Annotated in this window: 12 protein-coding genes and 1 pseudogene; 10 read left to right on the forward strand and 3 right to left on the reverse strand. The window is 58.7% G+C overall.

Features of this window, described 5'->3' with window-relative positions; translation table 11 throughout:
- Positions 1 to 349, forward strand: a pseudogene (locus BT114_RS14645) (IS21-like element ISCARN89 family transposase); the annotation flags it as partial.
- A 104-nt stretch (positions 350 to 453) separates the two neighbouring features.
- Here the strand turns inward: BT114_RS14645 and BT114_RS14650 are convergent.
- Entirely contained in the window at positions 454 to 1,368 is a 915-nt protein-coding gene (locus BT114_RS14650) for a helix-turn-helix transcriptional regulator (RefSeq protein ID WP_072327252.1), read from the reverse strand.
- Between the two features lie 155 nt (positions 1,369 to 1,523).
- Between BT114_RS14650 and BT114_RS14655 the strand changes: the two genes are divergently transcribed.
- The 6 genes from BT114_RS14655 to BT114_RS14680 are packed head-to-tail and all read left to right on the forward strand — an operon-like array spanning position 1,524 to position 9,530.
- Positions 1,524 to 2,984, forward strand: a complete 1,461-nt coding sequence (locus tag BT114_RS14655) for a DUF3375 domain-containing protein (RefSeq protein WP_072327253.1) — start codon at positions 1,524 to 1,526, stop codon at positions 2,982 to 2,984.
- Positions 2,971 to 3,678, forward strand: a complete 708-nt coding sequence (locus BT114_RS14660) for a DUF4194 domain-containing protein (RefSeq protein WP_072327254.1) — start codon at positions 2,971 to 2,973, stop codon at positions 3,676 to 3,678. Before BT114_RS14655 ends, BT114_RS14660 begins: the two co-directional genes overlap by 14 nt.
- Positions 3,675 to 7,040 (forward strand): ATP-binding protein, encoded by a 3,366-nt coding sequence (locus tag BT114_RS14665; protein WP_072327255.1) that lies wholly within the window; start codon positions 3,675 to 3,677, stop codon positions 7,038 to 7,040. The genes BT114_RS14660 and BT114_RS14665 overlap by 4 nt, the downstream gene beginning before the upstream one ends.
- Positions 7,027 to 8,190, forward strand: coding sequence for a Wadjet anti-phage system protein JetD domain-containing protein (locus tag BT114_RS14670; RefSeq protein WP_072327256.1), 1,164 nt, complete (start codon positions 7,027 to 7,029; stop codon positions 8,188 to 8,190). The genes BT114_RS14665 and BT114_RS14670 overlap by 14 nt, the downstream gene beginning before the upstream one ends.
- A gap of 22 nt (positions 8,191 to 8,212) precedes the next feature.
- Positions 8,213 to 8,722 (forward strand): hypothetical protein, encoded by a 510-nt coding sequence (locus BT114_RS14675; RefSeq protein ID WP_072327260.1) that lies wholly within the window; start codon positions 8,213 to 8,215, stop codon positions 8,720 to 8,722.
- Between the two features lie 46 nt (positions 8,723 to 8,768).
- On the forward strand, positions 8,769 to 9,530 hold the full coding sequence (locus BT114_RS14680) for a hypothetical protein (RefSeq protein ID WP_218163534.1): 762 nt from the start codon (positions 8,769 to 8,771) through the stop codon (positions 9,528 to 9,530).
- A gap of 442 nt (positions 9,531 to 9,972) precedes the next feature.
- On the opposite strand, the gene BT114_RS14685 is transcribed toward BT114_RS14680, so the two are convergent.
- Positions 9,973 to 10,185, reverse strand: coding sequence for a helix-turn-helix transcriptional regulator (locus BT114_RS14685; protein WP_072327257.1), 213 nt, complete (start codon positions 10,183 to 10,185; stop codon positions 9,973 to 9,975).
- A gap of 217 nt (positions 10,186 to 10,402) precedes the next feature.
- Between BT114_RS14685 and BT114_RS14690 the strand changes: the two genes are divergently transcribed.
- Complete coding sequence (locus BT114_RS14690; RefSeq protein ID WP_072327258.1) at positions 10,403 to 10,867, forward strand: helix-turn-helix domain-containing protein; 465 nt, start codon at positions 10,403 to 10,405, stop codon at positions 10,865 to 10,867.
- Complete coding sequence (locus tag BT114_RS14695; RefSeq protein ID WP_072327259.1) at positions 10,868 to 11,440, forward strand: PIN domain-containing protein; 573 nt, start codon at positions 10,868 to 10,870, stop codon at positions 11,438 to 11,440. It abuts the gene before it with no gap.
- A gap of 309 nt (positions 11,441 to 11,749) precedes the next feature.
- Here BT114_RS14695 and BT114_RS15305 read toward each other — a convergent pair whose 3' ends face one another.
- Positions 11,750 to 12,100, reverse strand: coding sequence for a KilA-N domain-containing protein (locus BT114_RS15305; protein ID WP_084662320.1), 351 nt, complete (start codon positions 12,098 to 12,100; stop codon positions 11,750 to 11,752).
- Positions 12,101 to 12,153: 53 nt separating this feature from the next.
- Here BT114_RS15305 and BT114_RS14705 point away from each other — a divergent pair.
- Positions 12,154 to 12,398: transposase (locus BT114_RS14705; protein ID WP_143142828.1), on the forward strand; the 245-nt coding region annotated here is incomplete at its 3' end.

Consider the following 12,398-nt stretch of genomic DNA (forward strand, 5'->3'; position numbering starts at 1 on the left):
CATTTCTCGCAATACCGTTCGCAAGTATCTGCGCCTATCGGAAGCAGCCATTCATGGTCAGCAGTCCGATCCCAGCCGCACTAAAAAGCTGGATGATTACCGCAGTTATCTGGTGTATTTGCTGGGTGAGTTTCCCAAGCTGAGTGCCGTCAAGGTGGCCCGTAAGCTGCAGGCTAAATTCGGCTCCATTCCCGCCTCAGATCGCAGTCTGCGCCGTTATATTCAACAGCTGCGCCAGGAAGTGGCTGTGGCTCAGGTTCGTTACTTCGAACCCATCATTGATGATGTGCCCGGTGTTCAGTGTCAGGTTGATCCTGGTGAGCTGCGAGGCGTTCGGGTCGGTGATCAGGACCTCATCTGCAGTAATGTCGGTAGGTAGGATTCCTTCATCTCATCTCTCTTTTTTCATTGGTTCTACCGACGCAAACGGCGTAAGGCAGAGGCATCCGCATTTCAGTCATATTCCGCTCCAGCTCCAGTGGCTTCTGGCGCCGCATACCCTGGAGCCAGCACGGCATTGCGAACACCGTAGATGGCGAGGTGGTCTTTCAACCAAAGCCGGTACTCATGGCCACGCAGGCTGTGATCCGGGGAGCAGTCGACACTCCATTTGCGCAGGATGTATCCGGCCGTGGCGGCACGCAGCTTCATCCGCAGCAGGCCGTCGCGCATGCCGTAATCCATCTCGGTGATCTCCGGCCGGGGTTGATCCGGGTGCGGCACCAACTCCAGCTCGACGATCCGGGTCCACTGAATGTCCTGATCGCTCATCTCGTGGGGTGCCACAGGCTGCCCCTTGAGCACCATCGGGCGCTTGATCCGGGTGATGACGAAATCCCGGAACTCCTGCGACTTCCGGTCGAAGGCGCGAACGTGCCAACGGAGGCCGTTGTCGATCAGCGCGAACGGGACGATCTCCCGCTCGGTGCGGCCACTGGAGATGGAGTGGTACTCGATGCCGAGCGGACACTCTTGGTGGATCGCCCGGGTCACGCTCGCCAGCACATCCAGATCCGGATGCGTGAGCCGTGACGGGCTCTCGCTGGCTACCCACGCCTTGAGCCGCATCGGCTCACCATCGCCAAAGCCCTGGGTCAGCCACGACAGCACCCGCTCTGGGGGAAAGTCGAATACGGGCCGGAAGTCCGGCCCCAAGACGTAGGACTTGCCCTTGGGGTCGTAGTCGATGTTGCCCGGGGCCAACTCCTTGTACAGCGCCAGATCCCTGGATGCGGCGGCGGACTGGATGCCAAACCGCGTGACCAAGTCCTGACGGCGTATCTCCCCGATGAAGCGCACGCGCAACTCCACGAACGCGAGCCGGTCGCGTTGTGGCTGGGTTAGATCTGCAAGCTGTTCGTTCGACATCCTGGCTGGCTCGTTCGGGTTAGCGAATGCTTGTACGGGTTATTGCGGAAAGTATATGGTCTGCCCTAGAATCTGTCCATGACTCTATTTTGATTTGTGTGTACGTCGTATTGTGATAACCACATGGTAGTGACCCGCCACTTTGGAGCACGGGAGTGAAAGCAGACAAAGCCATCGCGACCTACCGGCGCATGCGGGCGCAACCGTTGTGGCGCCTGCTTGCCTCGAACACTGGACCTACCGTCATTGGCCTGCTCCAAGCCCATCTCTACGAGAGCGAGCGGAGCCTTCCTGCCTCCATTTTTCACGAACGAATCGCAAGGGATCTGGAAGAGCTGCGCGCACATGGCGAAGACTTTCCCCAAACCGCACAAGCGTATGTCGCCAGCTGGCTTGCCGATGGGTACTTGGAGCGACGCTTCCCGGCTGGGGCTTCAGAGGAGGAATATGAACTCTCCACGGCCTCCGTCGAAGCCATCCGATTTGTCTCTGGCCTGGCGCAGCCGCACTCAGCCGCGACCGAAAGCCGCCTGACGCTTGTTATCGAGGCGCTGGCCCGGCTTGCAGAGGACACCGACACCGATAAATTCCGCCGCATCGACCGGCTCATGGCAGAGCAAGCCCGAATCGACAAGGAGATAGACGCCATCCAGAAGGGGCAGATGCGCGTGCTGCCCCATGCAACGGCGTTGGAGCGTGCGCGCGAAATCATCACGCTGGCCGACGATCTTGCGGGTGATTTCCGTCGTGTCCGCGACCAGTTCGATCAGCTAAATCGAGATCTTCGAGAACGCATCATGGACAACGATGGCAATCGTGGGGATGTGCTGGATTCGCTGTTCGCTGGAATCGACCTGATTTCAGAGAGCGACGCCGGAAGGACTTTCTCCGCTTTCTGGCGCTTGCTTACGGACCCAGAACAGGCAGCCACGCTTGATCAGGCGCTTGATAGCGTGATGTCGCGGGAGTTCGTGGGGCAGCTCGAAGCCAAGGAGCGCCGATTCCTACTTCGGCTGACACGAACCCTTCTTGAGCAGGGCGGCATGGTCCACGAAGTGCTCCAGACGTTTGCCCGCAGCCTGAAGCATTTCGTCCAGAGCCGTGAATACCTCGAGCAACGCCGACTCAATCACCTTCTGAAAGACGCTCAGCGAGCAGCACTCGCTCTGAAGGACGAAGTCAGGGCCACAGAAACCCTACAGTACACGCTTGAGCTCACGAGCAGCCGTTTGCGCTCCTTGTCTCAATGGGTGCTGTACGACCCCTCCCTACAAGCCTTGCCCGGTCAAATGGCGGAAGGTGACGCCCCACCAATCGACCTGGAGTCTGTCAGCGAACTGGTCGCCCAATCCGAGATCGACTTCCGAACATTGAAGGCCAACGTCCTGGCTGTCCTGGAGCAACGGTCCCAGGCATCCATTGCTGAAGTGCTGGAGCAGTTCCCCGCTGCACAGGGTTTGGGCAGCGTCGTCGGCCTGCTTGCATTGGGCAGTCGGCATGGTTTCAAAGCCGACCATAGCGAAACCGTAGGCTGGGTTGGAGGCGACGACGAGCTTCGTAGCGCCCGAATTCCAAAGATCTTCTTTTTGAGGGAGCGGGCCAATGAACTGGTCTGAGAACGACGAAACGGCGATGCCAGCCGAAGCACAAGCACCAGATCCTGCGCAGGAATCTGCCGCCCATCTTTTCATGGGTGACAGCGGCGAGTTGGCGCTGGATACCCGGCGCGCCCTGGTGCAGCTACTTGCGGGACCTTCGCTCGACGGACGTCGACATCCAAAACTCTGGCCGATACTAGTGCGAGACGAAGCGGTGATACGTCGGCGCCTTGCCGAACTGTTTCTCGAACTAGTCATCGACCGGGACGTACAAGTTGCCTTCACCCGCCAGGCAGATACCGGCGACCTCGAAGTGCCACTTCTGCTGCGTCGCGCGCAGCTGACCTTCATTGACTCCATTCTGTTGCTCCACCTTCGCCAGCGATTGACCCAGGCGGATTCTCAAGGCGACCGTGCCGTGGTGTCGACAGACGAAATCACAGAGTTTCTCTCCCTTTATGAGCGCGCCGCCAATACCGACCGTGCAGGGTTCGTGAAACGGGTTCACGCCTCCATCGAGAAGATCAAGAAGCACAGCATCCTTCAGAAAATTCGCTCGAGCGAGGATCGCTTCGAGATTTCGCCGACGCTGAAGCTCCTCTTCTCGGCAGAGGAAATTCAAGCGCTGACACACCTGTATCAGCGCATGGCTGCCGGAGAAACGCCAGCGCAACTGGTTCAGACTGACGCCGATGAGGAGGCCGACCAATGATCTCGGAACCCCAAACCGCCTCCCTGTTTGCCCGCGAGCAGTTCCGGATGGCCCGCCTGCAGGTTTACAACTGGGGCACTTTCTCCGGCCTGCATGACGTACCGATCAGCGAGCGGGGCTTTCTGTTTGTGGGTCGATCCGGCGCAGGGAAGTCGACACTGCTTGATGCGTTTTCGGCGTTGCTGACGCCACCTCGCTGGATCGACTTCAACGCGGCCGCACGCGAGGCGGACCGCAGTGGTCGTGACCGAAACCTCGTTACCTACATACGTGGTGCGTGGGCTGAACAGAAGGATGGGGAGTCGGGAGAGATCGCGACCCGCTACCTGCGCGCGGGGACGACCTGGTCAGCCTTGGCACTGACCTACCAGAATGCCTTGGGTCAGTCCGTGGTGCTGGTTCAGGTGTTCTGGCTGCGGGGCAATACAAACGACCACAATCGCCACCACCTCGTGTTCGAGCGAGCATTTGACCTGCGCGAGTTGGAGGATTTTGGTCGATCCAACTTTGATATCCGGAAACTCAAACTATCTTTCCCTGAGGCATACACCCAAAAGGATTTTCGTCCTTACTGCGAACGGTTCTGTCGCCTGCTCGGTATCGAAAGCGAAATGGCGCTGCGTTTGCTGCACAAAACCCAGTCGGCCAAAAATCTCGGCGACCTCAATACCTTCCTGCGCGACTTCATGCTCGACAAGCCCGAGACCTTCGAGGTGGCGGATCGCTTGGTCAGTGAATTTGGTGAACTCAATGCGGCCCACCAGGCGGTCGTCACGGCCCGCGAGCAGGTTCAAACGCTCGCTCCAGCGCGGGATCAGCACCAGCGCAGGAACTCGTTGATGCTGCAGCGCAATGGCTTGGATGAGCTTCGGCTGGGCGTCGATGGCTACCGTGAGACTCGCCGTATAGAGCTCCTCAAGGAGCACGTGGCATCACTGCAGGTGCAAGCCACTGGCACAGAAGGCGAAGTGATTCGACGTCAAGGCAACCTGGATAACCACTCCACGACCTTGCGCGACTTGGAGCGACAACACCGTGAAGCAGGTGGTGATCAGATCGAACAATGGGAAGCCGAGAAATCGGGGCTAGAGAGCCAGCGCACAGAACGCCTACGCAAACGCAGTCAGGCCGAAGAGGCGTGCAAGAAGCTGGGCTGGAGTCTCCCGGATTCGCCTCAAGCCTTCGCAGAACTGTTGGGCAGCGCACGGCAGGAGGTCGAAAACTGGGAGCAGCGCAGCAACGATAGCCGCGCCGAGCAGTTCCGCCTGGACAGAGAAAAGAAGGATGCCGAAACCGCGTTTTCGCAAGCGCTAAAAGAGGTGCAGGCACTCCAGCGCCAGCCATCGAATATTCCAGCCGACATGCTGGAAATGCGGCGAGACATCGCCGCCGCCATCGGGATCTCGGAGTCCGCGCTGCCTTTCGTTGGCGAACTCATCGAGGTGAAGCCTGATGAGGTCGAATGGCAGGGGGCCATTGAGCGCGTACTGCAAGGGTTTGCGCGCTCACTCCTGGTAGACGAGCGGCAGTATTCGGCATTGGCCAATCACATCAACACCACCCACCTTGGGCAGCGCTTGGTGTATTACCGGACTGGCCGCCCGGAGACGTGGCAGGCCAAGCCCATCGGTGCTAACTCGCTCGTCCTCAAGCTGAACGTCAAGGAAGGGACGTATGCCGACTGGCTTCAGGCCGAACTACGGCAACGCTTCGATTACGCGTGCGTCGACTCTATTCAGTCCTTCAGGAGCGCAGATCGCGCCATCACCCGTGAAGGCCAAGTCAAGCACAGCAAAGCCCGGCATGAGAAAAACGACCGCAAAAGTGTTGGCGACCGACGATACTGGGCACTCGGGTTCGACAACCGCGAGAAGCTTGCGCTCTTCCAAACCCAGGCTCAGGAGCTTGCTGACACCATATCGCGCCTCGGCGGGGAGATAGACAAGCTCTCCGAACAGGACAAAAACCGTGCGGCCCGAGCGATGCAGTGCCAGACTCTGGTGAATCTCCAGTGGCAGGAAATAGATGTGCTCCCATTACTGGATCGCATTTCCACCATCGAGCGGCAGATCCGTGAAGCGCGCGAGGGGAACACCACCCTGCTGCAAATCAGTGAGCAGATCGAGAAGCAAAAGAAGCTCGTCGATAATGCTGACAAGGATCTTCGCCAGGCAACGCGTGCGCACGACTCGATTGTTGACCAGATCAAGACCAGCACCCAGAAACTGGAATTCCTCTTGCAGGACGCGTCTATCGTTCCATTGACGCCCCATCAGGTTTCGGGTCTCGACGAGCGCTTCGCCAAGCAGTCAGATGCCGTCCGGCTCGACAACCTCGACAAGGTGACAACTTCTGTAGAACGCGCACTCAATGCGGAGATCGAAGAGGTCAACCGTGGGATTGGTGCCTGCGAGAAGGAAATAGAAGCACGCTTTGCTGATTTCAAACGGCAATGGCCGATGGACGCGGGCGACATGGACACGAGCCTTGCCAGCGCGCCAGACTTCTTCGCCAAACTGGTTCGACTGGAGACGGATGGGCTACCCGCCTATGAGCAGAGATTCTTTGAATTGCTGCAGAACCAAAGTCACCAGAATCTGGCGGCGCTTTCCACCTACCTGAACGATGCGCGTAAGGCGATCCTGGAACGGATGGATCTGGTCAACGACAGTCTTGGTCAGGTGCCCTTCAACCAGAGCGCCAATCAACGCACCTATCTCCACATCGACGCCAGTGATCGGCAGCTTGTCGACGTCAAGGAATTCAAGCAGGAGATCCAGCAGGCACTGAGCCATGCATGGACGGAGGATCGCGAGTTTGCCGAGGCGCGGTTTCTAGCCTTGCGACGACTTGTTGATCGACTCGCCAGTCAGGACCCCGAGCAAAAGCGCTGGCGCGAGACTGTGCTCGATGTTCGACAGCATGTTGAGTTCATCGGGCGGGAGATCGATGAAAGCGGCGTCGAGGTCGAGATCTACCGAAGCGGAGCAGGCAAGTCTGGCGGCCAACGGCAGAAACTGGCCACTACGTGCTTGGCCGCAGCTCTGCGATATCAACTGGGTGGGAACGACCACGGCGTGCCGATGTATGCGCCCGTCGTGCTGGATGAAGCCTTCGACAAGGCGGATAACGAGTTCACCGCCTTGGCGATGAACATCTTTACCAATTTCGGATTCCAGATGGTGGTCGCTACACCGCTGAAGTCCGTCATGACCCTTGAGCCATTCATCGGTGGCGCCTGCTTCGTGGACATCAGCGATCGGCGCGTGTCAGGCGTCCTGCTGATTGAGTACGACGGTGATCGTCAGCGGCTGAAACTGCCAGAGCACGCACGAGAGGAGGCTAGCGTTGAAGCTTCCTGAAGATGTTCGGCAGTTTCTTGCCCGTCGCTTTCGAAGCAAGCACCGCGAGTGGTTGATCGGTGATTCGGGCGATGGCCAATGGCCATTGGAAGTTACGCTTGGTGTGCCGACGGAGCAGGCTGCACTGAGACAAGTCGACGGCGTTCGTGCTTGGGTGAGCGCATGGCAAGGTTGGCAAGGAGTCGGCTCCTTGTCCTGGTGTGAGCGCAGGTGGAAAGCGCTTGGCGTTCAGCGACTGCCAGAGAAACTGGCGTTACGAGGCCCTGAAGATGTTGCCCTGTGGATTGGTGAATCCGCACGGTGGGTACGAGCCCAGTCTCGTTACCAAACGATCACTGTTCGCTGGCCAGTTCTGGCGCGCCAGTTGCCGAGGTACTTTGATGTCCTCGCTGACTACAGCGATGCCGATTTTCGTCGGCTGGCAGAGATGCTGGGGTGGATCAATCTCAATCCGAAATCGAATCTCTACCCGCGACAAATTCCGATCGCCGGCGCCGACAGCAAATGGCTGGATTCTAGAAAGGGTCTCATCTCTGACTTGGTTGCGACGCTCCAGGGTGACCCGACAGGAGAGCGCGACTTCTTTAGGCGCTGCGGTTTGAGGGCACAGCCGCAGTTAATGCGCATGCGCGTTCTAGACCCAGAACTGAGAGCCCGTTTGGGCGGTCTTGGCGATATCTCTGCTCCTTGTGAGGAAGTGGCAAGCGTTGGCATTCGACCAAAGAATGTATTCGTTGTTGAGAACCTTCAAACTGGGCTTGCGTTTGATGACCTGCCAGGGGCGGTTGTGATCATGCGCCTGGGTTACGCGGTTGACGTTTTGGGACAGCTTCCATGGCTACAACAGGCGCAATGCATCTACTGGGGTGACATTGATACGCATGGCTTTGCCATTCTGAATCGAGCCAGAACATACATCCCAAGCCTAAAGACTGTGCTTATGGACGAGTCTACGCTGATGAGTCATCGCGATTTATGGGTCGAAGAGAAAGACCAGCACTCTTCCACAGAGCTCCCACTACTCACCAATACCGAACAAAAGCTCTACCAGTCGATTAAAGGAAATGCCTGGGACCAACAAGTCCGCCTCGAACAGGAGCGGATACGCTGGGATGTGGCGTGGAATGCCATACAGGCAAGTATTCGATGATCCAGGATCAGGGAGGTCAGTCGTGAGTGGAAATCGATGGGGCCAGCCGGGTGTGCCCCACAAGGGATGGCACTGCGTTGACGTGGTCGACCTGAGGGCCGATGGCGAGTCAGCAGACGAGACCGACTACGCGACCTGCCAAGTGTGCGGCAACGAGAAGATCCGCTACGTCCACATCATGGAGCATCCCGATCTGGACGAGAGCTTCGACGTCGGGTGCGTCTGCGCCGAGAAGATGAGCGGCGACTACGAAGGGCCGAAACGGCGCGAGGCCAAGTTGCGCAACCGAGCAGCACGCCGAACCCGATGGCTGCAGCGCAAGTGGCGGGTGTCCGCCAAGGGGAACAGCTTTCTGAACGTCGATGGGCACAACCTCGGCGTCCACATGAACAAGTTCAAGCGCTGGGGCTACCGGATCGGCAGCCGGTTCAGTACCAAGACCTACGCAACCAAGGACGAAGCCAAGCTGGCCCTGTTCGATGACTTCTGGGCCGCGACCCAGGATGACGATCGGCTGTGGGCTTCGGACTGATTCCAGCAGGCTGGCGGACCATTCGTAGACCAGGACACACCAAACAATGAAAACAGACTTGATCGAAAAGTACGCGCCGATTCTTTGTGGGTCGACGCCTCCGGTGGTGCGCGACCCGCGCCTGTTGATGGATGCAAGCGGCGACGTGAAGATTTATTACGCGCCATTCGAGTGCATCAACCCCAGTGCGCGGATCGTTCTGGTCGGGATCACACCGGGCCCCACCCAGATGGTCAATGCCAACAACGAGGCGCGGCGCACGCTTCAGGCCGGCAAGTCCAGCAGGGAAGCGATCCAGGCCGCCAAGAGCGTCGGCGCATTCAGTGGCGAGCCGTTGCGAAGCAACCTCATCAACCAGCTCAACCATTGGGGATTTCACAAGTGGCTCGGCCTGACCGATTCGGCCGACCTGTTCGCCACGTCGCGCCACCTGGTGCAGACCACATCCCTCCTGCGCTATCCGGTGTTCGTCAAGGACGACGATTACCGTGGCTCTCCAGACATGACCAAGCACCTCTTGCTGAGGAAGTACCTGCTGGACAACTTCGCGGCGGAGGTCGAGGAACTGAAGGATGCCGTGTTCGTCGGGCTCGGGCCGCAGGTCCAGAAGGTGCTGGACCGTCTGATCCAGGAGCGGGTCCTGAAACCCGACCGGGTGATTGGCGGCATGCTGCACCCATCCGGCAACTGCACCTACCGGATCAATTACCTCGTCGGGGACAGAAGCGCGCCGGTCCCCCACGCCACCAACCCTGTGCCTTACGACCAGGGCCGGCGAGCATTTCGGGAGCGGTTCGTCACCGCCTGATCAAAGGTCGGGTGAGTCGATGCGGACGCGGGTTCAATTCCGCAAACGGGAATCGAACTGGCGTCCTGGCTTAGGCACTTGGTTGATGACCTCGGCCGGGCAAAACTGGTAGGATCGTCAGCAGTTGGGGCGGGATTCCGCACCTTTCCGCAGGAGTTCGCAGCGGTTCTAAGGCGCTGAGTTACATAGGTTTGGCGCAGGGTTCCACCCCACCGAGACCCCGCAGGAGTTCGAATCTTTCCGCACGAACCCGCAGGAACCCTCACCAGCCCGCACGGCCCGATGCCAGGCCATTGATTTTCAACAAACCGCTTGATCGGTCCGCGCTTGCGGACTGCGGACTTTCAATTGGCCGGAAATCTGGCTCGTCCCGACGGCTCCCGCTGCCGCTACGTTGCAAATCGTCGGTACTTGTCGATATCTACCGACGAATCGGAACATTTCAGCCCGCACCGACCTGCGTCGCGACCATCTTGGTCGACGTTGCCAGGCACGACTCCTCGTAGGCCTCGATGTCCACCTGCCGGTAGAGCACCCGGCCACAGCGCTTCAGGAACTTGGGTCCGATCCCCTCGCTGCGCCAGCGTTCCAGGGTGGCCTCGCTGAGGCTCCAGCGGGCGGCCAGTTGTTTTTGATTGAGGTGAGCGACTTCCATCTTGGTCTCCTTCCAAATGAGTTGGCAGGAGTCCATGAAGGCGCTGTTCCGCCCGCGAGCCAAGGCGCAGCGCGGCCTGGCGGCGGAATGGGTGTAAATGGGTGTCCTTATGGTTGCCTGCCCGTCATTGCCACGCCTGTTTCGGATATTTCGACTTTTCGTTTATTTCGGTTATACTCCCTCCCATGATGCTGTTTGAAGCTCCCAGGAGGTTGCCATGACCACTCTCTCTCCCACCCATTCGTTGCCGACGGCCGAAGAAGTTGCCATCGCCCGCGAGAGCGGCCGGGCGCTGTCCGCTTTCCTGCAGACCCGCGCGGAAACCCAGCAGATCGAGATCTTCGACGACAAGGGCGCGTCTCATCCGGTCCGCGTCCCGGTGTCGGCGCTGCGGCTGCTCGTGGACGTCCTGACCGAAATCGGTGAGGGCAACGCGGTCAGCATCATCCCGATCCACGCCGAGCTGACGACCCAGGACGCAGCGGACGTGCTCAACGTCTCGCGACCGTTCCTCGTGCAGTTGCTGGAGCGCGGCGAGATCCCGTTCCACAAGATCGGCACGCACCGCCGCGTCCGCTACCAGGACGTGATCGCGTACAAGGAGCGGATCGACGCTGAGCGCAGCAAGGCCCTTGATGCACTGGCCGAGCAAGCCCAGGCGCTCAAGATGGGGTACGAATGAATGAGTTCGAACTTTACCGTCATCTACGACGCATGCGTGCTCTACCCGGCACCGTTGCGCGACCTGCTGATGCGCCTGGCGCTGACCGATCTGTACCGGGCGCGTTGGACGGATATGATCCACGACGAGTGGACGCGTAACGTTCTGAAGCAGCGGCCAGATCTGAAGGCGGAAGACCTGGAGCGGACGCGGTCGCTGATGAACGCCCACGTCCGCGACAGCCTAGTCACCAGATTCGAGCATCTGATCCCGTCCGTCGAGTTGCCGGATGCCGATGACCGGCATGTGGTGGCCGCCGCCATTCACGGCGGCGCCAGCCTGATCGTGACCTTCAACCTGAAGGACTTCCCGCCGGAGCGGCTCAAGCCCTACAACCTGACCGCGCAGCACCCGGACGACTTCATCTTTGATCTGCTGGATCTGCACGCCGCCCGGGTGTGCGAGGCGGCTGCCAACCATCGCCGATCGCTGAAGAACCCACCCAAGACGGTTGATGAGTACCTGGACACGCTGCTCAAGCAGGGACTGACACAGACCGTCGGCCAGTTACGGGAGTGGAAGGTAGCGATCTGACGGACGCGGGTTCGATGCCCAAACCGGGAATTGAACTGGCCTCAGAAAGCAGACGAGGTTGAGTAGCCTTTCCGGGCACCAATCAGAGCGAAAAACCTGCTTGATCGTCCACGGTCGATGGCCGTACCGGCAGGCTTTTCGATCCGGTTCGCACCGGTTCGCAGCAGCCCGCAGCGCTTCGATTCCGTACTTTCAATAGTCGTTTGGTGCGGGGTACCATCCCACCACCAATACCGAAAAAGGCGTATATTTCTTTGCAATTCAACAGCTTAGAAGTATGCGCCTTTTCATATATATCACAGGCCTCTATCACAGGTTTCTATCACTGTCGTAGACTGTGCTTCTAACCCCCTGAAAAAAATGAAGAAGCAGCCCAACCCCTGTATCCCGACACACACCAAGGGAAGATACACCCAAAGTGACCACCGTCCGTTCAGAGAAGGCCACACCATTGGTCTGCAACTCGTCATACGCACGGATCACCTTCAGGTGGAAGGCGGAGCTGATCCACATGGCATAGGCATAGACATAGACCAGCTCTTTACATGCGTAAATGCCGCCGTAGCGCCCCATTACTTTATTAAAAGCCGGAATTCCGGCACTTTCCCCAGCTACTGCAATCAGCTCCTGAGTTTGCAGGGGGGTAATCCTCCCAAAAATTAGCGGTGATCAGAAGTAGAATTTTCCGTAAGCTATATGCGAGGAGATTCTGCATGAAAAAATCACGTTTTTCTGATAGCCAGATTATGGCCATTCTGAAGCAGGCCGAAAATGGCATTCCTGTTCCAGAGCTATGCCGTGAGCACGGTATCAGCAGCGCTACTTTCTACAAGTGGCGCAGCAAGTTCGGCGGCATGGATGCCTCCATGATGGCACGCCTGAAAGAGCTGGAAGATGAAAACCGGCGACTTAAAAAGATGTATGCCGAGGAACGCCTCAAATCCGAGATCATGAAGGA

Source organism: Marinospirillum alkaliphilum DSM 21637, from assembly GCF_900119735.1.
Classification (GTDB): domain Bacteria; phylum Pseudomonadota; class Gammaproteobacteria; order Pseudomonadales; family Halomonadaceae; genus Marinospirillum; species Marinospirillum alkaliphilum.